The 21,890-nt window shown below is 33.2% G+C and carries 26 protein-coding genes and 1 pseudogene; 5 read left to right on the plus strand and 22 right to left on the minus strand.

Annotated features, from left to right (window positions below):
* Positions 1 to 49: 49 nt before the first annotated feature.
* Positions 50 to 556 carry a DUF6169 family protein gene (locus ACZZ95_RS06440; RefSeq protein ID WP_463468437.1) on the minus strand — a complete coding sequence of 169 codons (507 nt, stop codon included), beginning with the start codon at positions 554 to 556 and terminating at the stop codon, positions 50 to 52.
* On the minus strand, positions 540 to 689 hold the full coding sequence (locus ACZZ95_RS06445) for a hypothetical protein (RefSeq protein ID WP_463468438.1): 150 nt from the start codon (positions 687 to 689) through the stop codon (positions 540 to 542). Before ACZZ95_RS06445 ends, ACZZ95_RS06440 begins: the two co-directional genes overlap by 17 nt.
* Positions 690 to 867: 178 nt before the next feature.
* On the opposite strand from ACZZ95_RS06445, the gene ACZZ95_RS06450 reads away from it, so the two are divergent.
* A complete protein-coding gene (locus ACZZ95_RS06450; protein ID WP_463468439.1) occupies positions 868 to 1,422 on the plus strand; it encodes a DUF5683 domain-containing protein in 555 nt (184 codons plus the stop codon).
* A 65-nt stretch (positions 1,423 to 1,487) separates the two neighbouring features.
* Here ACZZ95_RS06450 and ACZZ95_RS06455 read toward each other — a convergent pair whose 3' ends face one another.
* The 18 genes from ACZZ95_RS06455 to ACZZ95_RS06540 all read right to left on the minus strand — a co-directional run bounded on the left by ACZZ95_RS06455 (position 1,488) and on the right by ACZZ95_RS06540 (position 17,464).
* Positions 1,488 to 3,668 (minus strand): glycoside hydrolase family 97 protein, encoded by a 2,181-nt coding sequence (locus ACZZ95_RS06455; RefSeq protein WP_463468440.1) that lies wholly within the window; start codon positions 3,666 to 3,668, stop codon positions 1,488 to 1,490.
* A gap of 101 nt (positions 3,669 to 3,769) precedes the next feature.
* Complete coding sequence (locus ACZZ95_RS06460) at positions 3,770 to 3,955, minus strand: hypothetical protein (RefSeq protein ID WP_463468441.1); 186 nt, start codon at positions 3,953 to 3,955, stop codon at positions 3,770 to 3,772.
* Positions 3,942 to 4,751 carry an alpha-amylase family glycosyl hydrolase gene (locus tag ACZZ95_RS06465; protein WP_463468442.1) on the minus strand — a complete coding sequence of 270 codons (810 nt, stop codon included), beginning with the start codon at positions 4,749 to 4,751 and terminating at the stop codon, positions 3,942 to 3,944. Before ACZZ95_RS06465 ends, ACZZ95_RS06460 begins: the two co-directional genes overlap by 14 nt.
* Entirely contained in the window at positions 4,651 to 5,103 is a 453-nt protein-coding gene (locus tag ACZZ95_RS06470) for an alpha-amylase family glycosyl hydrolase (RefSeq protein ID WP_463468443.1), read from the minus strand. The genes ACZZ95_RS06465 and ACZZ95_RS06470 overlap by 101 nt, the downstream gene beginning before the upstream one ends.
* A 97-nt stretch (positions 5,104 to 5,200) precedes the next feature.
* Positions 5,201 to 6,283 carry a SusE domain-containing protein gene (locus ACZZ95_RS06475; protein ID WP_463468444.1) on the minus strand — a complete coding sequence of 361 codons (1,083 nt, stop codon included), beginning with the start codon at positions 6,281 to 6,283 and terminating at the stop codon, positions 5,201 to 5,203.
* 14 nt (positions 6,284 to 6,297) lie between these two features.
* The gene (locus tag ACZZ95_RS06480; protein WP_463468445.1) at positions 6,298 to 7,806 is read right to left on the minus strand and encodes a RagB/SusD family nutrient uptake outer membrane protein; all 1,509 of its coding nucleotides are present in this window, start codon (positions 7,804 to 7,806) and stop codon (positions 6,298 to 6,300) included.
* Between the two features lie 9 nt (positions 7,807 to 7,815).
* Positions 7,816 to 9,672: a SusC/RagA family TonB-linked outer membrane protein gene (locus ACZZ95_RS06485; protein ID WP_463468446.1), complete on the minus strand. Its 1,857-nt coding sequence runs from the start codon at positions 9,670 to 9,672 to the stop codon at positions 7,816 to 7,818.
* On the minus strand, positions 9,599 to 9,988 hold the full coding sequence (locus tag ACZZ95_RS06490; protein ID WP_463468447.1) for a hypothetical protein: 390 nt from the start codon (positions 9,986 to 9,988) through the stop codon (positions 9,599 to 9,601). The genes ACZZ95_RS06485 and ACZZ95_RS06490 overlap by 74 nt, the downstream gene beginning before the upstream one ends.
* A complete protein-coding gene (locus ACZZ95_RS06495; protein WP_463468448.1) occupies positions 9,927 to 10,340 on the minus strand; it encodes a TonB-dependent receptor plug domain-containing protein in 414 nt (137 codons plus the stop codon). The genes ACZZ95_RS06490 and ACZZ95_RS06495 overlap by 62 nt, the downstream gene beginning before the upstream one ends.
* Complete coding sequence (locus ACZZ95_RS06500; protein WP_463468449.1) at positions 10,315 to 11,022, minus strand: STN domain-containing protein; 708 nt, start codon at positions 11,020 to 11,022, stop codon at positions 10,315 to 10,317. The genes ACZZ95_RS06495 and ACZZ95_RS06500 overlap by 26 nt, the downstream gene beginning before the upstream one ends.
* Positions 11,023 to 11,213: 191 nt before the next feature.
* Positions 11,214 to 12,113: a FecR family protein gene (locus tag ACZZ95_RS06505; protein WP_463468450.1), complete on the minus strand. Its 900-nt coding sequence runs from the start codon at positions 12,111 to 12,113 to the stop codon at positions 11,214 to 11,216.
* Positions 12,049 to 12,393 carry a hypothetical protein gene (locus tag ACZZ95_RS06510; RefSeq protein ID WP_463468451.1) on the minus strand — a complete coding sequence of 115 codons (345 nt, stop codon included), beginning with the start codon at positions 12,391 to 12,393 and terminating at the stop codon, positions 12,049 to 12,051. The genes ACZZ95_RS06505 and ACZZ95_RS06510 overlap by 65 nt, the downstream gene beginning before the upstream one ends.
* Before the next feature lie 499 nt (positions 12,394 to 12,892).
* Positions 12,893 to 13,456 (minus strand): RNA polymerase sigma factor, encoded by a 564-nt coding sequence (locus ACZZ95_RS06515; RefSeq protein WP_463468452.1) that lies wholly within the window; start codon positions 13,454 to 13,456, stop codon positions 12,893 to 12,895.
* A gap of 617 nt (positions 13,457 to 14,073) precedes the next feature.
* A complete protein-coding gene (locus ACZZ95_RS06520; RefSeq protein ID WP_463468453.1) occupies positions 14,074 to 14,730 on the minus strand; it encodes an aspartate kinase in 657 nt (218 codons plus the stop codon).
* A gap of 119 nt (positions 14,731 to 14,849) precedes the next feature.
* The gene (locus ACZZ95_RS06525; protein WP_463468454.1) at positions 14,850 to 15,221 is read right to left on the minus strand and encodes a YraN family protein; all 372 of its coding nucleotides are present in this window, start codon (positions 15,219 to 15,221) and stop codon (positions 14,850 to 14,852) included.
* 145 nt (positions 15,222 to 15,366) lie between these two features.
* The gene (locus tag ACZZ95_RS06530) at positions 15,367 to 16,266 is read right to left on the minus strand and encodes a S66 peptidase family protein (RefSeq protein ID WP_463471632.1); all 900 of its coding nucleotides are present in this window, start codon (positions 16,264 to 16,266) and stop codon (positions 15,367 to 15,369) included.
* 141 nt (positions 16,267 to 16,407) lie between these two features.
* Complete coding sequence (locus ACZZ95_RS06535) at positions 16,408 to 17,235, minus strand: serine hydrolase (protein ID WP_463468455.1); 828 nt, start codon at positions 17,233 to 17,235, stop codon at positions 16,408 to 16,410.
* A complete protein-coding gene (locus tag ACZZ95_RS06540; RefSeq protein WP_463468456.1) occupies positions 17,228 to 17,464 on the minus strand; it encodes a hypothetical protein in 237 nt (78 codons plus the stop codon). Before ACZZ95_RS06540 ends, ACZZ95_RS06535 begins: the two co-directional genes overlap by 8 nt.
* A gap of 173 nt (positions 17,465 to 17,637) precedes the next feature.
* Between ACZZ95_RS06540 and ACZZ95_RS06545 the strand changes: the two are divergent.
* From ACZZ95_RS06545 to ACZZ95_RS06555, 3 genes and pseudogenes are all read left to right on the plus strand, one after another.
* Positions 17,638 to 18,736, plus strand: a pseudogene (locus ACZZ95_RS06545) (endonuclease/exonuclease/phosphatase family protein).
* 114 nt (positions 18,737 to 18,850) lie between these two features.
* Positions 18,851 to 19,390 carry a 3-hydroxyanthranilate 3,4-dioxygenase gene (locus ACZZ95_RS06550; protein WP_463468457.1) on the plus strand — a complete coding sequence of 180 codons (540 nt, stop codon included), beginning with the start codon at positions 18,851 to 18,853 and terminating at the stop codon, positions 19,388 to 19,390.
* Positions 19,391 to 19,552: 162 nt separating this feature from the next.
* Positions 19,553 to 19,831, plus strand: coding sequence for a hypothetical protein (locus tag ACZZ95_RS06555; protein ID WP_463468458.1), 279 nt, complete (start codon positions 19,553 to 19,555; stop codon positions 19,829 to 19,831).
* A gap of 3 nt (positions 19,832 to 19,834) precedes the next feature.
* Here the strand turns inward: ACZZ95_RS06555 and ACZZ95_RS06560 are convergent, their stop codons facing one another.
* Complete coding sequence (locus ACZZ95_RS06560; RefSeq protein WP_463468459.1) at positions 19,835 to 20,122, minus strand: type II toxin-antitoxin system RelE/ParE family toxin; 288 nt, start codon at positions 20,120 to 20,122, stop codon at positions 19,835 to 19,837.
* Between the two features lie 55 nt (positions 20,123 to 20,177).
* Entirely contained in the window at positions 20,178 to 21,134 is a 957-nt protein-coding gene (locus tag ACZZ95_RS06565) for an MBL fold metallo-hydrolase (protein WP_463468460.1), read from the minus strand.
* 116 nt (positions 21,135 to 21,250) lie between these two features.
* Between ACZZ95_RS06565 and ACZZ95_RS06570 the strand changes: the two genes are divergently transcribed.
* On the plus strand, positions 21,251 to 21,874 hold the full coding sequence (locus tag ACZZ95_RS06570) for a hypothetical protein (RefSeq protein WP_463468461.1): 624 nt from the start codon (positions 21,251 to 21,253) through the stop codon (positions 21,872 to 21,874).
* The last annotated feature ends 16 nt before the right edge of the window (positions 21,875 to 21,890 follow it).

The raw sequence follows: 21,890 nt of genomic DNA on the forward strand, positions 1-21,890 counted from the left end.
TAAATAAAAACCGATATAGAAATATATCGGTTTTTGTAATTAAAGAATATTATGGTTTTTCACCATTTAAGGTATTCCTTATATTATTAAATGTGGTCTCAATGTTTTCTGCATAGGTATTATCTTTATGAAACATTAATGAAGTATAAAGTTTGATGATTTCATTATCAGAATCAAATTCTATAACATTGTTAAGTTTTTTAATATGATTTGTCATTTTGCTGTTATTATACCACCTATCAAAAGCGGAAAATCTTTGAAAAGCCTTTTTATCATTATCATCACAAATGTAAATTAATGCATCTTGAATACTCTCAAAAAAAGAAATTACAATGTGTTTAATTGTTTCTGAAACCATTCTATCATACAAAGCAGGTTCATTACCAATTTTATCGATAGTTATTTGATAGACATTACCAAGTTCTTTAGCACCACTATTGCATGATTCTAATGTGAAATCTTCATAAAAGGCAACTCTGTATTCAATTTGTCTTTTTGTGAAAAAACTATAATAACCAGAATTGGAGTTAAACGAATAATTATATTGTTTTAACAAGTTTGATACCTTTTGAAGTTAAGGTTTCGGCAGAAGTTTTTCCTTGCAAAAAAGAACGCACAGCAATCTTATCTTCACGCATTTTGATAATTGCTTTTTTAATAACTTCTTTATTTACTACTGTAGTTTTCATATTGCAAAGTAACAGTTTTAAGTTGAAAATTGCAAAAAATGTAGTATTATTTTTATTTTTAAGACATATGTAATTGACAATTAGATGGTTTGAAAATTAAGGTTTATTTATCTTTTATTTAAGAATAATCTTAAAACAAAAAGTTTTCTTTGACCCAAATTTTCAAAGCCAATTTTATATGAAGAGTAAGTTCATTCTTTTACTTTTATTTTTCGGATTAACTTCAATTTTCGCTCAGGAAAAAACTGAAATCATTTCAAAAGATTCTATTCAATCAGTTGAAATTGATCCACTTCGTCCTTCAAAAGCGGCGTTTTATTCGGCTGTTTTACCAGGTTTAGGACAGATTTATAATAAAAAATATTGGAAAGTTCCTTTAGTTTATGGCGCAATCGGTACAAGTGCCTATTTGTATTTTGATAATCAAAAAAAATACAATTTGTACAGAGATGAATATAAAAATAGATTAGGAGGTACTCAAAGTGGTTCTGAATTTTTGGCTGGATTAAGTGAAAGCCAATTGATTTCTGCTCAAAAGCAATTTCAACGAAACAGAGATTTATCTGCACTGTTTATGGTGGGGTTTTATATTTTAAATATTATTGATGCTAACATCGATGCTTCTTTATCACAATTTAATGTTGACGAAAAATTGGCATTTAAGCCTGCAATCATAAAAAACGAAATTACATCACAAAATGATTTTGGGTTTGCCCTGAATTATTCTTTCTAAAAAATAGAAAAAGGAACTCTTTTTGAAAATAGAGTTCCTTTTTTATTATTATTTGTTGTGAAATTTTACAACTTTTTCAATCCTTTTAATTCTGAAGTATTTCCTTCTTTAATGCTGATGGCAACACCACCGCCTGGAGCTAAATACTGTTTCAGTTTGCTTTTTGAATTTACAACAACTTTTGTGACAGTATATTTTTGTGGATTTTTATTCCAGTTTGCCTCTTTAGCATCAGCATAAATCGTAGCGATGAAAGTTTTTCCTGTAGGTAAATAGTCAAAAGAAATGTTGGCTGTTCTGGTATTTTCATCTGTAATGCCGCCAATAAACCATTCGTTTTTACCTTTTGCTTTACGTGCAATTGTAATATAATCTCCAGGTTCAGCTTCTAAAATATAACTGTTATCCCAATCTACAGCAACGTCTTTAATAAACTGAAATGCATCTGGAAAACGCTCGTAATTCCCCGGAATATCGGTCGCCATCTGCAACGGACTGTACATCGTCACATAATAAGCTAATTGTTTTACCAAAGTGGTATTAACTCGTTGTGAACTTCCTGTTCCATAATAGGAAAGATCAGTCTGGAAAATTCCTGGCGTGTAATCCATTGGACCTCCCATTAATCTTGTAAAAGGTAAAATCGTAGTATGATCTGGCGCTAAACCTCCCATAGATTCGAATTCAGTTCCGCGAGCCGATTCCTGAGCAATCCAGTTTGGGAAAGTTCTGTTTAGACCAGTTGGACGAACCGCTTCATGGCTGTTGACCATAATTTTATAATCAGTCGCACGTTTGGCCACATTAATATAATGATTGACCATCCATTGCCCGTCATGGTGTTCACCACGCGGAATAATCTGTCCAACATAACCAGTTTTTACAGCGTCATAACCATTGTCATTCATAAATTGAAATGCACGATCTAATCGACGCTCATAATTTGTTGCAGATCCTGAAGTTTCGTGGTGCATGATAATTTTTACACCTTTTGAAGCCGCATAAGCATGAACTGCTTTTACATCAAAATCTGGATAAGCCGTTACATAGTCAAAAACATCTTCTTTCCAGTTGCCAATCCAGTCTTCCCAGCCAATGTTCCAGCCTTCGATAAGAATGGCATCAAAACCATTTTTAGAAGCAAAATCAATGTATTCTTTAGCACGTTCTGTTGTAGCACCGTGTTTTCCGTTTGGCGTAAGTTTCGTAAAATCATCCGTCATTTTTACATTGTTTTCTTTTCCAAAGGCCCATGTACTTTTTCCTGCTACGAAATATTCCCACCAAATCCCGATATATTTTACCGGTTTAATCCAAGAAACATCTTTGTAAGTTGTTGGGTCATTAAGATTCAGGATTAATTTCGATGCCAAAATATCTGTTGCTTTATCGCTTACTACAATAGTTCTCCAAGGCGACTGCGCATCTGTCTGCATATAACCTTTTGCGCCAACTGCATCTGGTGCTAAATGACTAATCATTTTGTTGTTTACAGCATCAACTTCAAGATACATTGCTGGATAATTAATTAATCCCGCTTCGTGAATGTTGATGTATAAACCATTATCAGATTTCATCATTGACGGCGTTTGTACAGACAATTCTTTGATTGGTCGCTGTGCATTGATTTCAATCGTTGCTTTTTTCATCAATGAAGGAATCTCTGAAATTTTTGAAGTCGTATAGGCATATTCGTTGGTATCATAATCTCCCGGAATCCAGAAAATTTTGTGATTTCCAGCCAAATTAAATTGAGAACGCTCTTCTTTAATTACGAAATAACTCAAATCATTTTGTTTTGGAAATTCATATCTAAATCCCAATCCGTCGTCGAATAAACGGAAACGAATACGAATAAATCTATTGTTGTTTTTTGCCTGAGCTAAAGTGATAACCAATTCGTTGTACTGATTGCGAATTGTTTTTTCTTCGCCTAAAACTGGATTCCAATTTTCATCAACAGCAGATTGAGCAGTATTTGTAACGGTAAAACCATCTAAAAACGAAGGCATATTTTGCAATTCTAAACCTAAAGTACTTGGTTTAATAACTGCTTTTTGTTTGTATGATAATTGGTAAGACGGAATACCGCCTTCTTTTAATTCAAATTTTAAAGAAAGATTTTTGTCTGGCGAAGTTATTTCTTGTGCCTGAAGCCAAAAGGTACAAAGGAATACGAAAAATAAAAGCGCTGTTTTTTTGCTCAAACAAATTTGAAGCAAGGATTTTTGATATTGAAAATTCATTTTATATAGTTTTGTGCAAATTTAGGTTTTAAAGTCGCATTGACATTAGTTTTTCAATATTAAATATTGATAAGGTCGCAATGTTACATCTGAGCCAACTGTTACTGCTTCGCTCCTGTAAAAGCATCTTTCCAGCTTCCTTTTAATGTTGAAGGAATAAGATGTTTTACTGTTGAATCTGTTAAATTAGAAAGCACAAAAACTTTTTCAGTGTCTTTTATCATGGTAAAAGCGCTAACGGCATCACTGCTGTAACCTGTAAATTCTCCTGTTTTAACAGCTTGCACTTGTGTTTCTGAAAGCAATGATCTTTTTGTATTCTGCCAGCATTTCATTATCCGCAGTCGACCAGTCAATTGGTGTTCTCGCGAAATAATTTAATCTTTTGTTGTATCCAATTTCCTGTCCGTTGTAAATCATTGGAACCGATTTTAAATAAGTCGCTACAACAAACATGGCAAGCGATCCTTTTTTACCTCCAAAAAGTTCTAAAGGCGTTCCGTCAGAAAGGTTTACATCATGGTTGCTGGTGTATCGAACAACTCTGTTTTCTGGATTGTAATTGTTAGCATATTCTGTTGCATTTGAATCCTGAAGGGTAGTGGCCGATTTTTTTTCTTTGAAAAGCTGTTCTATCGTATAAAAGAAATTGAAACCAAAAGTATAATCAAAACCAGAAGCAAAATGATTTACTTTAGAACCTTCAGCAAGCATTAAGATAGTTTGGTTCTTCTTGATTTTTCTCAATTTAGTAATTGCATCTGACCAGAAATTGTTTGGAACAAAATCAGCATAATCGCATCTGAAACCGTCTATGTTTGCATTGTAAACCCAATAGGACATAGCATCGATCATGGCATCTTTCATTTCGGTATTATTGAAATTTAACTGCGCGACATCATTATAATTAGTTCCAGGTGGAATTATAATTTTACCATCTGCATCTTTTTGATACCAGTCTGGATGTTGTGTAATCCAAGCGTTATCCCAAGCGGTATGATTGGCAACCCAGTCTAAAACAACTGCCATGTTTTTCTTGTGCGCTTCTTCGACTAAAGTTTGAAGATCTTGCGGCTGTTCCAAAATCTGGATTTACAGCTTTATAATCTTTAACGGCATAAGGAGATCCTAATTCGCCGGTTGCTCTTTCTTTTCCAACAGGATAAACAGGCATTAAATAAATGACATTTGCACCCAGTTCCTGAATTTGTGCCAATCTATCCTGTACTCCTTTTAGTGTTCCAGCCTGACTAAATGCTCGAATATTTACCTGATAAATGATGGCATCTTCTTTTTTGGGCATTTTATCAAAAGGAGCTCCATATTGTGTATAAGGAGAGTCTGGCTCTGAATTGTTATCGTTATCAGAAGAACTGCACGAAACAAATGCCAATGTGAGCAGGAATGCGTAAACGATTTTTATATTAAATTTCATGATTTTACTTTTTATGTTTTTAAGCGGTTGAGAAGTAACCTGCCTTTCGAAGTAAAAAGACAGGTAAACTCAAACCAAACTTAACTTAAATTTTTATCTATTTTTTTGTTATTGTGTATGCCGCAGTTGCTGGATATCCAAGAGCCGCAGGATCAACATCATTTATTTTGAATGTAATTTCATAAGTGCCGCCTTCGCCCACATAGTAAGAACCTTGATCGTCCAGATAAACCAATCCGTCTGTGGTGTTTTTAGGTCCATAATTGATTGTCCAGCTGTTATTCAATCTGAATTTGACATTCCCAGGAACGAGATCAACAGTAATTTTCCATGTTTTTGTTTGATAATCATAGTTCATTGGTGTGCTGTTATCCCAGCTTCCAGCTGTTGCATCACCTACAATTCCCCATGAATACGGAGTCGCCGTCCATTTTAAAGTATTGAGATTCACTTTTACTTGGTACGAACCTGTTCCGGGAAGGCTGAAATCGGCAGTGCTCATGTTTTGTAAATCGTTGTTTGTAGCTCCAGCGCCGTAGTATTGCTCCCAGTTTCTGCCCTGATTTAATTTAAATACAGTTCCATAACCCGGAAGAACAGTTACATAGCCTTGATAAATACCTTTTGCGATAGCAGGTAAAGCAAGTGCTGTATCTACATTCCATTCTCCTTGATACGCTCCCGGCATATAAATTTCACCAAAAACAACACTTTTTTCGTAAGGAGTAATGGTCAAAGTAATAGGGTTTGAATACACTTTACGATCCATTGTTGCTTCTACACGAACAACTAATTTTCCTTCAACATCTATTGGAAGTCCTAAATCGACTGCAATTTTGTTTAAATCTTGTCCGATTAAGGTTTTGCTTAAAACATCTGTTCCAACTTCAATTCTTTTTGCTTTTTGCCAAGCGTCAGCTACGCTTGTATCTCCCACCAAATCAAATTGCAGTGCATATGTTACAGGAGCTTCAACAGGAAAAGTAACTTCTGGCCATGAAACAAGTAATACCTGATCTTCTGCAATGTCTTCTGTCAATACGATTGTATTGGATGAAACTGTAATTTCTGAAGGGAAACTAACAACTTTTAATGTTGTTAATTCGGCATCGCTTTCGCAGGATGAACCCAAGAAAAGCAAACTGCCTAATATGAATAATTTATTGATATATTTTTTCATGATAGTTTTTGTTTTTAGTAACCTGGGTTTTGTTTTAATCCGCGATTAGCATCTAAAGTCGCCGTTGGAATTGGGAACAATTTTCTGAAAGCAGGAGATGCAGGTCTGAATTCATTTGCCAATAAAAATTTGTCAAAACGAATCATGTCTTGTCTTCTGTGTCCTTCCCAGTTTAGTTCGAATCCTCTCTCATTGTAAATATCATCAAGAGTTGGGTCATGATCTAATGCATTTAATCCCGCACGTTGTCTAATTTGATCAATAAAAGGTTTTGCCGCTCCAGTATTTCCTAAACGAGTATTACATTCTGCCATCATTAAAATAACATCAGCGTATCTAAAAATTGGAAAATCGTTTGAAGCCCCATCGCCGGTTCTTGGTGCAACAGGATAAAATTTCACATTACGCACACCCGCCTGCGGATCTGCACCAGGATTATCTAATGAAGCAACATTAAGCGTATAATTATAACCGCCTTGCTGTTCTCCAAATAAAAATTGTTTTCGACGAATATCATTCGCATCATATTTTAAGAAAAATTCTTTCGGAACAATTGTACCATTCCAGCCACTGAAACCAAATAATGCTTGTGCATGCGGACCAAATAAACTGCGAACTGCATAGATGTTACGAGAGACAACATCTAGTGTTGCGTAAATTGGTAAAATCGTTTCATCTTCTGGAAGTACATCTCCAAATAATTCATAATACTTACTTCCTAATGGATTTGCTGTATCCACAGCGCCTGAATGAAGTGAAAATCCGCCTTCGGCTACTTTGTTACAAGTCGCTAAACATTCATTCCATTTTGGAGTTCCTGTGTAAACTTGAGCATTCAAATATACTTTTGCTAATAAAGTATAGCCCGCCCATTTGTTGAATCTTCCGTAGTAGTTTCCGCCTCTTGTTCCAGATAATAATTCAACATTATCAGTTAGTTCTTTTACAATAAAATTGAAAACTTCTGCACGGCTCGATTGCGGTATTTTATCAACGGTAATATTATTATCGGTGAAAAATGGAACATCTCCAAAATCATCAATTAATAAATAATAAAAGAAAGCTCTTAGCACTTTTGCTTCGGCAATTTTAGAAGCCTCGGCATTAGATTTTTCTAATAAACTCACCGCTAAATTGGCATTGAAAATAGATTTGTAAAGCCAGTTCCAAGTGTTGTTGATGATAAAATCTGTTGGTAACCATTCGTGTTTGTGCAAACGGGCAAAATCCTGCCGCCAGTCTCCCGTATTTCTGTGCGGAATAACCTGTTCGTCTGATGACATACAGTTCATGTCGTACCAGCCATTATCTGCTCCCGCATAACCAACACCAGAAGCATTATCTCTAATGAAATCACCAGGTACTTGAGCATAAACACTTGCTAGAGCAATGTCTGCTCCTTCTGGTGTTCCGTAAAATTCTTCTGCAGGGTATTTATCGTACACATTTTCGTCTATATCTGTACAGCTAAAAAGTGTCAGGAAACACAAGCTTCCTAATATCAATATATTTTTAATTTTCATGTCTTTTTACTATTTAAATTTTACAGTCAAACCAAACGCCACACTTCTGGTACGAGGATAAATCCCTCTGTCACCTCCAAAGTTATCTCCACCGCCGCTTACATTTAATTCTGGATCAATACCTGAATAATCTGTTATTAGGAATAAGTTGCTTCCTGTAAGTGAAAGTCTAATAGTATCAATATATTTATCTGTAAAACGGAAACTGTATCCCGCAGTAAGATTTTCTAAACGAATGAATGAACCGTCTTCTAACCATAAATCAGAACCATAAGGAGAAGTGTAAATTCCTTGGTCTACAGCACTTGCCAAGACATTCGATTTACCAATGTTTTCCATTCTGCTTAAGTTAGAGCGTAAACCGTTATAGATTTTATTTCCTCCTGAACCTCTCAATAACAGAGAAGCGTCAAAATTTTTATATCTGTAAGATGGATTAAATGCAAAAGTATAAGTTGGTAAAGCTGATCCTGCGTAATAACGATCTGGACTTTTTACACCTTGATCGATTATACCGTTTCCATCACGATCCAAAACGGTTTCAACATTGTTTTCATTTTTCCCAGTATGTTCCAAAATATAAAATGCTCCAATTGGTTTTCCTTGTACTAAATAAGAATTGGCGACTCCCCATGGAACATAATCAGTATTTAAAGGAACGCCGTTAATGCTTCCATCTAAATTAAGAACTTCATTTTTCATGAACGAAACGTTTCCTCCCAAGGTAAGTGTACTGTTTTGAGATTTAATTACATCGTAGGCAAGTGATACCTCAATACCTTTGTTCGAGATACTACCAACATTTGCTTTAATGGTCGGATAAGGATATGGAGGCTGAGGTACTGTGTAATCAAACAATAAATCTTCTGTTTTAGAAGTATAAATATCTACAGTTCCTCTTAATCTATGATTTAAAAGAGCGAAATCAAGACCTAAATTGGTTTGTTTTTTAGTTTCCCATTTCAAATCGGCATTTGAATTTTGCGTAATTATATAGTTAGTGATTGGAGCTCCTCCAAAATAAGTTGTTCCGGAACTGCCAACTAACGAAATAGATTGTTGCGGAAGTAAGCCTTGCTGGTTACCTGTTTCTCCATAACCTGCACGAAGTTTTAACTCATCAAATAAGTTTTGTTTCTGCATGAAAGGTTCTTTTTCGATTTGCCACGCAACAGATGCAGAAGGGAAATTTCCCCATTTATTATTTACTCCAAAAACAGAAGAACCGTCACGACGAATACTCGCTGTAACCAAATAACGGTCTAGTAAAGAATAATTTACTCTTCCTAAAAATGAAGCTAATGTTCTGTCGTTTTTATAAGTCTCAATATCGCCGGGACGAATTTTTGTCAAATCTCCTAACTGAAGCGCATTGTAAGTTGCGTTGTCATTGATAAAACCTCTCACTTGTGCAAAACTTCCCTGATAAGCTTGATTTTGCCATTCGTATAAACCCAATACGTTTATATTGTGGACACCAAATGTTCTTTTGTAGTTCAAACTAAAGTTGGTTAATTTCTCGTTTTGTCTTCTGTTTCTAACATTTCCATAACCATTTTGATCAATTGCATACGCACTTGTTGAGACTACAGGAAGATAATATCCTTCGGTTGTATTGGTTTTTCTCCAGCTTCCAAACCAGTTTGCAGTTAAACCTCTTGCTAAAGTTAAATCGGCTTTTAAACTTGCAAATAAGTTGTCATTTTCAGATTCATTTGAAACCGTTTGTGCAGTTGCATATGGATTTAAATATTGAAATACATTTGGATCTGTAAAATATGTTCCATCCGTATTAAAAACAGGATCTGTTGGTCGAACTAAATAAGCATTTGTTATTAAGTTTGAAGTATAAGCGAGCAGTTCCAATACTTTGAATGATGCTCGTCATATTGTTAATTCCTGTGTTTAAATTAAAAGTCAAACTTAATTTGTCATCAAGCGCTAATTGAGTAGCTTGAATACGCCCGATGTATTTTTGGTTGCTCGAATTAATTACAACTCCATCTTGCAAAATAGCCGTTAACGAAGCTCTATAATTAAATTTATCTGTTCCTCCTCCAAAAGAGAGCGTATGTGTTTGTGTAAAACCAGTTTGTGTTAAAAGGCCATACCAATCTGTATTAGAGCCGTGGTTTGCAGAGGCAGGAACGCCTACATTTTGCGCAGCTGACCCACCATTCATCAGCATTTAACATGTCTAGTTTTTTAGGAATAAAATCTAAAGACGATGAACCGATATATTCCATTGTCGTTTTACCCGCTTTATTCTTTTTAGTGGTAATTATAAGTACTCCCGGCGCCCCGCGAGAACCGTAAATTGCAGTTGCAGAGGCATCTTTTAGAATATCGTAACTTTCAATTTCACTTGGAGGTATTTGGTTTAATAAATCCATATTTCCTTGGATACCATCTACAACTACCAACGGATCGCTTCCTCCTATTAAAGAGGAAATTCCACGAATACGTACGCTTGGTCCAGAACCGGGCTCGCTTCCTAGTTGCGTGATATTAACTCCAGCAGACTTTTCCAGCAATTAATTGTAACGGATTTACAATTGCACCCTGATTCATGTCTTTTGCGGCAATAGATGAAACAGCACCTGTTACATCTCTCTTTGATGCTGTGCCGTAACCTACAACTACGATTTCCTGTAGATCTGTCGCGTCTGGAAGAAGTTGAATGTTTATTACACTTTGGCTGGCAACAACTTTTTTCTCTTTATATCCAACAAAAGATACAACGATTACAGATTGACTACTTTCGACCGTAAGTTTGTATTTTCCATCAAAGTCGGTTATTATCCCGTTTTTCGTTCCTTCTTCTATAACAGAAGCTCCAGGCAGAGGCATACCGTTTTCATCTGTGATAATACCAGAAACGGTTTGCTTTTGAAACTCAATTACCTGTGTTTTAAGTTCTGGTTTTTTTAGGATAATCTGCGTGTCACGAATCTTAAATTCGGTTGGCGTTCCTTTAAAAAGTTTATCTAAAACAACATATATAGATTGATCTTTTACAGAAATTGAAACCGTTCGATCTAAGTCGATATCATTCAATTTGTAAATAAATCTGAAATCTGTTTTTTGTTCAATGGTCTCAATAACCTTCTCGATTGTTGAATTGTTTAGTTCAAGAGTAACTTTTGTCTTTTGGGCATAAGTATTCCCTCTAATATTAAACATGGCGACCAAAATAAGTAGTGTAGTTAGTTTCAATTTTAGGTCATTTTGGAACAATGAGTATAGAAACCCATTATTCTTAGATTTTTTTTTCATAATTTTGTTAATTGATTGTAGTTAATTCGTTATATTCAATCACTTAGTTAATCGGAAATTGTTCGCGACTCTTTCCGATTTTTTTATTCTAATACTCTTTTTGTCTCATAAATTTTCATTGGTTTTAGTGGTTATTTAATTAGTATTTGATCGTTTTTTATGGTGTAATTAATTCCATGAATGTCATTAAAATAACTCATCACATTTTCTATAGATTCTTCTTTAAAACTTGCATTGAATTTCTCGTTTGCCAGTTTTTCATTTTTATTAATGATGGTTACATTATAGCGTCTTTCCAGTTTTGTAATGATGTTTTTAAACGCCATGTTTCTAAAAGTCAATCCGCCATCGATCCAGGAAGTGTAGATTTCTGTAATAACAGGCTTGGATAAGATTGACGCGTTTTCTTTGTTGAAGCTTCCTTTATAACCAGGTTTTAAAATAGTGTTTTTAGCGGCATCAAAGTCTTCATTAGAACGATACATTCCAACAGAACCTTCCACCAAAACAACATCTGTAACGGCATCTTCAGGATAGTTAGAAACGTTAAAGTGCGTTCCTAAAACACGAACATTCAATTCGTCGGCATTTACGATAAAGGGATGTTTTTTGTCTTTCGCTACATCAAAAAAAGCTTCTCCGTCAAGATATACCTGACGATTTTCGCCAGCAATAAATTTTACAGGATATCTCAAGGTTGTTCCCGAGTTTAAATGAACCATCGTCCCGTCTGACAATTCTAAACGGAATTTTTTACCGTACGGAATTTTAAGAGTGTTGTAGGTTAGTTTCTCATAATCCGCTTCTTTTTCGTAAACCAATTTATCGCCATTTTGATTTCCAATCACATTTCCATTTTTATCATGAACCTGTACCTTCCCGTTTTCAGATATAACCTGAACAGTTCCGTCTTCCATTTGTAAAACAATATCAGTGCTTTTAAAATCGAAAGGAACTTCAGCAGGCTTAGTAAAAACATTTTGTTTGTAGAAAAAACCAATTCCAAGCGACGACAATAATCGATGCCGCAATTGAAATATATTTTCTAATATTTGATTTTCTAGGCTGTAATTTGATTACTGTTTCCTGCTCTTTTGCAGAAGCTAAAATGCTGTTGAAAATAGAATCTGCTTTTTGCTCCTCCATTTTTGGCATTTCGTTTACTAACTTTTGAACATCTTTAACAGTCGGAAAATCATCGGTAAGATTATTATTTCGGCAGTAGGCAATTACTTGCTCCGTTTCTTCGGCAGTGCATTGATTTAAAATAAACTTTTGTAAAAGCGTTTTTATTTCAGAATTAGAATTCATTAAGAATGTTTTTAGGTTCTGTGTTTCTATAATACAGTTGAAGTGAAATGAAGTACTACTCAAACGTTGTAAATTTTTAAAATTTAACATTTGTAGTTTTTTATCATGTTGATTTTTAATGAAATACTAAAATTTATTTTTTAAAAGAAATAGCCATGTAAACTCATTTTTTGTCATTTTGAAGAAAGATTTTCAAAATTATTGGTATGCAAAGATTAAACTAGGAACGCTTCTGAATTGCCTCCAGCTTTAGCTGGAGGTTGGAAAATATACCATTACGAGGGCTTTAGCCAAACTAAGTATTTGGCTAAAGCCTCGGATATTATTTTCTTGTTATCCTCCAGCTAAAGCTGGAGGCAATTGATTTTAATCTTTTTTTCAGAGAAAAAAGAATTTTAATATGTGGAAATCCTTTAAACCTGTGTCTAAAAAACATCAAAAGTTTAATCAAAAAAAAATCACTCCGAAGAGTGATTTAATGGCATTATTGTGGTTTTGGTTAGATAATTTCATCGTGAAGTTGAAAAAAACCGCGCATCGATTCGAGCGCTTTACTCATCTGGTTCCGGACCGTATTTATTGAAATTCCGAGTTCTTGACTTATTTCTTCATAGCTCATTCCTTTTTTTCGGGACATCTTAAAAATCTGCCGTCGTTTGGGCGGTAACTGTTTGATGGCTTGCTTTCGGAGTTTTTTGCAATCGGCTTCCCGAACGGCATAATCTCCGTATTCGTGCGTTTTCTGGCTTTCATAGAAAACGGCTTCTTTCAATATAATTTCGTTTGCGGCTTTATTCAAAACATTAAAAGCCTGATTACGTGCAATTGTAAAAATATAAGCTTTAAACGATTGTTCTATGTTTAAACTCTCGCGGTTGAGCCAGACTTTCATAAAAACATCCTGCACATTTTCTTCCGCGACTTCTTTAGATTTAAGAAGACTGATACTGTAACCATAAATATCTTGGTGGTATAAATCAAAAAGTTGGCGAAAAGCTTTTTCGTTTCCGTTTTTGAGTTCACTTACCAATAATTTTTCACTATGGCTGGCAGTTTCTAACAATTTAATTCGCTTTATTTAATTCTAATGGTATTAAACTATCAAAATGTGAGGTCTAAATCTGATTACATCGCAAATATATAAAAATATTATTCTCAACAAATCATATATAAAAAAACTTAATTCTTATTTTTTGTTAGTTTTTTGAAGTAAAGAGGTAAAAAGTGCTGTTAGTAGCTTTCGTACAAGTAAGTGTCAGATTGACGCTTCTTTAAAATAAAATTTCTTTTTTTGATTTGAGCGTTGAGAATATTCTTATTTGCGAAAAATGAAATTTGGGTTTTGAAAAGGAAGGCAGGTCTAAATGCTGTAGGGAAACAATAAAATAGTCCTAAGTGTTTTTTACCGCAGAGAACACAAAGGTTTTTCGCAGAGTTCACTAAGATTTGAGTTGTCTTATACAATCTAAGTACGCAAAGCTTTGTGAACTTTGTGTTTTTTACTAAACTTAAATAATTAAAAACTTTGCGTTCTCAGTGGTTTTTTCTTTTTCTCGGGTTTTGTATTACTATGAAAAAGTTAATTTAATTTCAAAAAAAATCCTTTTATCTTTTAATTGAAAGACAAAAGGATTATATCAGAAGAATCAAAAAAGTGATTCTTTAAATAGGTATGTTTAATTAGTTTTTCAAATCTTTGATTACTTTAAAAGCTACATCAACTTGATCTTCTCCAACTAAAATGGTAAACTCATTTGAAGTCGAAATTACTTCATTAATAATGATTCCTTCCCAAGCTAAACGCTGGAAGATGAAGTAGTAAATACCAGGAACAACAATATTTTCCTTTGGTAATTTTACAGTAATTGAAGCTAAATTATCTAGTTTCTGAATTAATTTTTCTCTCAAAAAGTGTTTCTCCACCAAGTGATTTACACTACTGCTGACAACGATATTGGTTTCATTTACACCACGAGATGAGGTATAGAAAATATCAGATAAAGCATTAATATCAGAAATTAAATCTGCCTGTTTGTTTAAAACAGTTTCAGAAGCGACAAAAGTGTAATCCGTAAGTTCAGAGCGAACAGTGATTTCACCAATATTTTTAATTACTTTATTGATTTTGTGGTTCAATTTAAAATCTAGTTCTTCAGTGAGTCGTTTTAAAGACATTACAACAGCACCTTGTTTTACTTCTTTCCCAAATTCACTTTCTAATTCGGTCATAATATTTCGTGAAAGAGAAGTTAGGTTGATAATTCCCAGCGATAGTGCATTTAATAAAAATGGTTTTGTTTTAATGTAATTTTCTACAATAGAAGAAACAGTTTTCATAATCTTTTTTTTTTTTGTAACAGGTTTGTTGGTTGTTAATTTAACATTGCGATGTTATAAATCTCTGCAAATATAAATAAAAAAACAAATTGTTACAATTATAACAATAAAAAATTATGTTAAAAGTGATAAAAAGCGTCGGTAAGATGTTCAATTGCAAATGATTCGCCGTTTTTATGGATGGCAACGATGTCAAAACGGACTTCTAGATCTTCATTAAAATCCTTTTCCCTATCGTTTATGTAGGCATTTACTGCTTTAATGAGTAATTGAATCTTTTTTGGCTTGACAAAATCCTGCGGAGAACCAAAGTCTAAACTCGAACGCGTTTTAACTTCAATAATTGCTAAAACGGAATCTTTTTGTGCAATTATATCTATTTCTGCTTTTTGATTAACGTAGTTTCGTTCAATAATTTCATAACCGTTTTCCTCGAGATGTGCTACTGCGAGATCTTCTCCTAATTTTCCTAAATCATTATGTTCTGCCATGTTCTTTTTTGTTTCAAGTTTCAGGTTTCAGGTTATTTGCACGCAAAGACGCGAAGTCGCTAAGAGTGTTTAACTTTGCGACTTCGCGTCTTCGCGAGATTTTTTATGTGGTATTCTTGAGTTTTCTTACTAGGTTTCGGTGGTATTATTTTTTAAAAGTAACAGTACTTCCAGAAGCAGTAACTTCCATAGTAACGGTATTTCCCATAATTAAAGCTCGATTATCTCTAATATGACCGGCTGGGAAATTGAAAATAACTGGAATGTTATATTTTTTTGTTACATCATCAATAATTTCCAAGGCATTTTTTCCCCAAGGAACTTCATTGTCTTTCATGCTTGTCATGCCTCCAATTATAATTCCTTTCAAATTTTCGATGCATCCATTGCGTTTCAAATTCATCATCATGCGATCAATATGATATAGGTATTCATCTAAATCTTCAATAAATAAAATTTTATTACGACAATCAATTGCAGACGGAGATCCTAACAAGCTATATAAAATCGATAAATTCCCACCAACTAATTCTCCCGTTGCGTTTCCTAAACGATTCATTGGAGTTGGACTAACAGAATAGGAAAGCGGCTCGCCAAACAAACTTGATTTTAAAGAACTAACAGCGTCTGGAGTTGCTCTAGGAACCGTTACAGGCATAATGCCATGAATAGATTTGTAGCCCATTGTATTCAAATGGTTGTGCAAAACCGTAACGTCGCTAAAACCAATAACCCATTTTGGATGTTGTTTGAATTTGGTAAAATCTAATAAATCCAACATTCTAACAGTTCCGTATCCGCCGTGGACACACCAAATAGCTTTTATATTCGGATTGTCTAATTGTTTTTGAAAATCGGTCGCTTTTTGCTCGTCAGTTCCTGCCAATTGATGATAATCTAAACCGATTGTGCTTCCCACTACGGCTTCTAATCCCCAGCTGTGCAATAAATCTATAGTAGGTTTTAAATTGTCATCGATATTTTTTCTGGCTGTTGCCAAAAGAGCTACAGTATCTCCTTTTTGTAAATAAGGTGGTGTTATCATGTTTTGTTGAGATTGACAAGTGAATGATTGAAAAGCAAAAGTAAGAAATGCTATTTTATAAAGGATAAAGTGTTTTTTGAGGTATTGTAAGCTTTTCATCTTCATATTTCTTTTTGCTTAAAATTATAAATTATTTTATTTCTAATTAAACGGCTGTGCTCCATATTTTATTTCTAATTCTTTTAAAATTAAAATTAATCCTTTGTCAGCTTCTTCAGATTGGACATTTGCAAATAGAATAAAAGCTTTATCGATTGTTTTACAAATATACACTTTGGTTAAAAATGTTCCTGGACTTCCGTTGTGAAATGAATACTGAATTTCATCATTTTTGTTTATTTCCGAATTCCATCCAAAAGAAAATTCGGGTAATCCAAAATGCATATAATCGAATTCTTCTGCAGTAAAAAGTTTTGATTCCCCTTTTAAACCTTGAAGCCGCATTTGAATGAATTTGCAATAATCGGGTAAATTTACATTTATATTTCCAGCAGATGAAAGCCAGTTTAATTTGTAATTTAAGACTGGTTTTTCTGGGTTCATATTTTCGTCATGGCCCCAAGTTTGATTTTCGTCTTTTAAATTTGGCTGACCAAATTGGAAATCAATATTGAGATTTTTCCCTAATTCTGCTACCAATGTTTCATAACTTTTCCCAGTTGCTTTTTCCAGCATTAGTCCAGCGGCAACATAACTTGGATTGGACCAATAAACATCTTGCTTTTCAGAAATGATGGTATTTTGTTTAAAAAACCACGAAATAAATTCATAACGTTGTTCTTGGATATTTCCTTTAATTTGTTTTTGGGTCGGAGTTGTATTTCCGTACGACCAAATAGGAAGATGAGCTCGCAATGTTATAAAATCTCTTAAAGTAAAATTGTAATAAGCAGGATTGCTTTTGGCTTTTAATTCTGGATACAAAACGAAAAATTTAGTTTCCCATTTTATTTTTCCTTCTTTAACCAATACCGTCGCTAAATAACTTGTGATTGTTTTGGTGAGAGAACCTAAACGGAATCGATCTGATAAAGCAGACTTCTGATTTACTATTGATTTTTTTGTATCCTAAAGCTTTAATTTCTAAAACAGAATCAGATGAAACTACTGCGTAGGCGATTTCTGGAATATTATGTTTTACTCTTATGCTATCGATAAATTGACGGTTTTGTTGAGAATAACAGAAACTGTCTTGCATAAAATCAAAGCAAAGGATATCAGGATTTTTTTCATTTTATAAAATAGCAGATTGAGACAGCAAGGTACAGGAGAATTTGGATAAAAAAAAAAGTAAATTAAAAAAAATAATTTAGAAATTTCTTACAAATTAATTTATTTTTATAATTTGGTTTTTTAAAATTATTCAGATTTATGCGTTTCATTATTTTAAATTTTTATTTCCTTTTTTTCTGTTGTACTATTTCAAATGCACAATCCAAAAAATACAAAATACACACTGTCGCATTTTACAATTTCGAGAATTTATATGACACGGTCGATGATGCTTTTACAAATGACGACGAATGGACACCAACCGGAGCACAGCATTGGACAGTAGAAAAATACCAGCAAAAACTAAAAAATCTGGCAAGGGTAATTGCTGAAATTGGAACTCCCGAAAATTCAAATGGACCGACTTTAATTGGAGGATCTGAAATTGAAAATCGTGGTGTTTTAGAAGATTTAATAAAAGAACCAAAATTGCAAGCAACTGGATTTAGGAATTATTCATTTTGATTCTCCTGATAAGCGGGGTATTGACGTTGCTTTACTTTATCAGAAAAAATATTTTCGACCAACTTCATTTTCAAATATTCCTTTGCTTATTTATAAAAAGAATATCGAAAAGAAAGAAGAAGAGTCGGAAGTTATAGATGATGAAATCGAAGTTAAAAAAGAAAACAACAACCGTATTTTTACGAGAGATCAGCTTTTGGTTTCAGGTTTTTTGGAAGATGAGGAAATCCATATTATTGTGAATCACTGGCCTTCTAGATCTGGCGGGGAAAAAGCAACGAGTTTGTTTCGTGAAGTCACGGGAAAGTTAAACCGTAAAATTATCGATTCGTCGCAACAGATTAATCCGAAGGCAAAAGTTTTAACCATGGGCGATTTGAATGATGGCCCTTTAAACAATAGTGTTAGAATAGCTTTGGGAGCAAAAGGTAAAAAAGTTGAAGTAGCCGAATTTGGTGTTTTTAATCCGTTTGAGGAAATGGCAAATAAAGGAATGGGAACAATTGCTTTTCGAGATTCCTGGAATATTTTTGACCAGATTATAATGACCGAATCTCTTCTTAAAACTGATTTTTCGACTTTTAGTTTTTGGAAAGCAGGTATTTTTAACCGGCCTTATTTAGTTCAAACTTCTGGACAATATAAGGGTTATCCGCTTCGAAATACATTAGCAGAAGCTGGTTTCAGCGATCATTTTCCAGTTTATATTTATTTGATAAAAGAGTTTAAATAAACCTTCAGTTTTAAGTCGCAGTTTTCAGCTGTACTGCGACTTAAAACTGTTACGGAATACTAAAGCTGAAAAAGTTTTCACTACCTTAGCTATTCATAATTTAGTACTAAAAAAATGGCTATAGCAAAACCTTTTAACCTGACCCAATGGATTGACGAAAACCGTCATTTACTAAAACCGCCTGTTGGGAATAAAAATCTATATGTTGATTCTGGAGATTATATTGTAATGATTGTTGCAGGACCAAATGCTAGAAAAGATTACCACTATAATGAAACAGAAGAACTTTTTTATCAGTTAGAAGGAAGTATAAAAGTAGTAATTCAAGAAGATGGGCGCCGTAAAGAAATGGAATTAAATGCCGGTGATATGTATTTACATCCTGCCAAAGTGCCGCATTCTCCCGTTCGTTCAGAGGGTTCTATCGGATTGGTGATTGAGCGTAAACGTGCCGGAAAAGGATATACAGATGGTTTGCTTTGGCATTGTGATAATTGTAACCATAAACTTTATGAAGTGTATTTTGAACTTCATAATATTGAGAAAGATTTTCTTCCTCATTTCGAACATTTCTACAATTCGGAAGAATTGCGAACTTGTGATGAGTGTGGAACCGTAATGGAGACTGATCCTAGGTTTACAGCTAAGAAATAGTTATACTACCTAACAGGTTTCCAAAACCTGTTAGGTATTTTTTTAGGATATTTTGTAAGTAAAAACAATTTTTTTATATCATTTTTGATGTATATTTGCATTATAAATGATATAAAAAAAGATCAATTATGATACAAGAAGTTATCGCATATAAGAATATAGTTGATAATATGGAGGATTTATTGGATAAGTCTCCTTATAAAAAAAAATTATATTATTGAGAAAGTTGGTATTCCTAGCCCAACATTTTATCGAAAATTAAAGAGTCAGACTTTTACTCCTGATGAAGTATTGTCGATAGCGAAAATACTTTCTCCAGAAGAGAATTTTATGTTGGAGTTGAAGGCAGATATTGAACAGGGAAAACGTGATATAAAGAATGGAGACTTTATAACGCATGAAGAAATGCTGGCTGAATTAAAAAGGAAAAATTTTATATAATTTTTAATTGATAATTGTTATAGGCTTTTGTCGATTGTTAAAAAATGTAATTAAATCAATTCGGTTTTCTTTGACTTCGTAGTATAAGGAAACGTGTTTTGAAATAACTATTTTTCGACAATCTAAATTTGCATTATAATTTCCAAGCAAAGGATTATTTTCCAATAAACTAATGATTCGTAAAACATCTTTGATAAATTTTTTTGCTGTATTTGGTGACCAAAATTGTTCTATATAATTTTTAATGTTATGAAAGCTGTAGGTTGCTTTTTTTGACCAAATAATCTCCATTTTATATTTTTAATATTCAGCAAAAATATAAAAAATAACTTACAAATTAATTTGTTTATAAGTCAAACTTTTTCCCCTGCTCAGGATAAATAATCTTCAATTCTAAGTCATTTTGACTCTTTAATTGTTCCTTGATTTTAGCGATATTCTTTGCTGGAGGTTTTAAATGAGTAATGATAACTTTAAAACTATTTAAAGAACCTTTTCCAGCTAAATCCTCTAGTACGTGAAGTTCTTTCATTAAATAATTTGGAGTTAAATGACCAAATAGAAATTTATCTGGCTGTTCATTTGGGAAAGAAACTTCGATAAAAATTCCCTTTAGTTGTTTGGCTTTTACCAAAGGCGCAATTGCAGTCCATAAATCACGAAGATTATTACTTTTTTCCACTTCGTCAGGTCCCGTATCTCCTAAATAAAGTACATAATCATTTTCATTTTTAATTAAAAAAGCAGTGCTTTCAAACGGATTAACATGACTTAAAGGAAATGCTTTTACGGTCATATTTGTATTGGTAAGCGAAAGTTCTTCTGCTAATTTTAAAGTTTGAAAATGATATTTTTTTAAAGGAAATCCAGGTCCTTCATCACCAAAATTTGCCCAAGTCTGATCGTTGAAATAATGGTTTTCCATCATTTTCATACATTTATCAGTAGCGTAAACAGTTTTAGAAGAATCAGCAGGAGAGTTGATTATTAAACCCGAAACATGATCTAGATGCGCGTGAGAAATCAAATATCCTTTGATGTATTGTCGCAAAACTTCGCTTGTAGAAACTTTAAAAACTTTATTTTCAATAGCTTTTTCAATACCTGCATTTACAGTTCCAGCATCTAAACAGATAAAATCTTTTGTGTTAGCTGGCGCTATTAAATAAGCCGAAAGATTTTTTTCATCTATGCCGCCTTTTACTCCTAAAGGAACGACTTGAAAAGATTTTTGTTCTTTCTGTGAAAATATATTTGTTGAAATTAAAAGGAAACAAAGTAAAAGCCGGTTGAAAAGTGTCATAATCTTAAAAAATTAGTGTTGCAAATTTCATAAATAAAAGAGAAAAAACACTTCTTGTTTTTTAAAAACTCATGTTAATTAATGCTAAATTTACTTTTTACTAAAAAGTACTGCTTATGATTAGAAAAGTGTTTTTTCTTTTGTCTTTGATTTTATTAAGTTCAATTGGATATTGCTGTGATTGTTCTGAAAAACCTTCTATAACGAAAAATTGGGAAGAGGCTGATCAAGTTTTTATTGGTAAAGTCATTAAAGTTGATAGTTTGTTATATTCTGAGTACGGCCAAAAGATGTATTCTTATACAATTCAAATATCCAAAACATACAAAGATGAAATTTTTAAAGAAAATTACTTCAGGACAATTTTAGGAGTTAGCATGGGATCTTGTGATTATTATTTTGAACAAGGAAAAGAGTATTTGATTTATGCAAAAAGAGATTATAATGCTTTAGGTTGCTCCATATGTTCAAGAACCAATTTTTTACAAAATGTTCAAAAAAGTGAATTAGAAGTATTACAGGATTTGTATAAAAAATCTCAAAGGAATAAAAATGAGATAAAAGTTATTAAATTTCAGAATGACGTTGAATATCAAATTTCTTTAGTCAAAAATTCATTTGAAGAAAAATTAAAGAGAAAAGAGATACTGATTTATGGTTTATCAGGACTAAGTTTGATTCTCCTTTTGGTAGTTCTTATATTATTTTTCAAAAAGAAAAAAGTTTTCAAAAGGCATTAATTGATTAAAATTTAAT

The sequence above is a fragment of the Flavobacterium sp. AC267 genome, from assembly GCF_979258715.1.

Excerpts from the sequence above, each read along its gene's own strand:
- ACZZ95_RS06510 (WP_463468451.1), bottom strand. The coding sequence starts at position 12,393 with ATGAATTCTAATTCTGAAATAAAAACGCTTTTACAAAAGTTTATTTTA.
- ACZZ95_RS06520 (WP_463468453.1), bottom strand. The coding sequence starts at position 14,730 with ATGAAAACTGTTTCTTCTATTGTAGAAAATTACATTAAAACAAAACCA.
- ACZZ95_RS06445 (WP_463468438.1), bottom strand. The coding sequence starts at position 689 with ATGAAAACTACAGTAGTAAATAAAGAAGTTATTAAAAAAGCAATTATC.
- ACZZ95_RS06455 (WP_463468440.1), bottom strand. The coding sequence starts at position 3,668 with ATGAATTTTCAATATCAAAAATCCTTGCTTCAAATTTGTTTGAGCAAA.
- ACZZ95_RS06475 (WP_463468444.1), bottom strand. The coding sequence starts at position 6,283 with ATGAAAAAATATATCAATAAATTATTCATATTAGGCAGTTTGCTTTTC.
- ACZZ95_RS06470 (WP_463468443.1), bottom strand. The coding sequence starts at position 5,103 with ATGAAATTTAATATAAAAATCGTTTACGCATTCCTGCTCACATTGGCA.
- ACZZ95_RS06570 (WP_463468461.1), top strand. The coding sequence starts at position 21,251 with ATGATTAGAAAAGTGTTTTTTCTTTTGTCTTTGATTTTATTAAGTTCA.
- ACZZ95_RS06525 (WP_463468454.1), bottom strand. The coding sequence starts at position 15,221 with ATGGCAGAACATAATGATTTAGGAAAATTAGGAGAAGATCTCGCAGTA.
- ACZZ95_RS06565 (WP_463468460.1), bottom strand. The coding sequence starts at position 21,134 with ATGACACTTTTCAACCGGCTTTTACTTTGTTTCCTTTTAATTTCAACA.
- ACZZ95_RS06530 (WP_463471632.1), bottom strand. The coding sequence starts at position 16,266 with ATGATAACACCACCTTATTTACAAAAAGGAGATACTGTAGCTCTTTTG.
- ACZZ95_RS06450 (WP_463468439.1), top strand. The coding sequence starts at position 868 with ATGAAGAGTAAGTTCATTCTTTTACTTTTATTTTTCGGATTAACTTCA.
- ACZZ95_RS06490 (WP_463468447.1), bottom strand. The coding sequence starts at position 9,988 with ATGAATGGTGGGTCAGCTGCGCAAAATGTAGGCGTTCCTGCCTCTGCA.
- ACZZ95_RS06480 (WP_463468445.1), bottom strand. The coding sequence starts at position 7,806 with ATGAAAATTAAAAATATATTGATATTAGGAAGCTTGTGTTTCCTGACA.
- ACZZ95_RS06540 (WP_463468456.1), bottom strand. The coding sequence starts at position 17,464 with ATGCAAGACAGTTTCTGTTATTCTCAACAAAACCGTCAATTTATCGAT.
- ACZZ95_RS06550 (WP_463468457.1), top strand. The coding sequence starts at position 18,851 with ATGGCTATAGCAAAACCTTTTAACCTGACCCAATGGATTGACGAAAAC.
- ACZZ95_RS06560 (WP_463468459.1), bottom strand. The coding sequence starts at position 20,122 with ATGGAGATTATTTGGTCAAAAAAAGCAACCTACAGCTTTCATAACATT.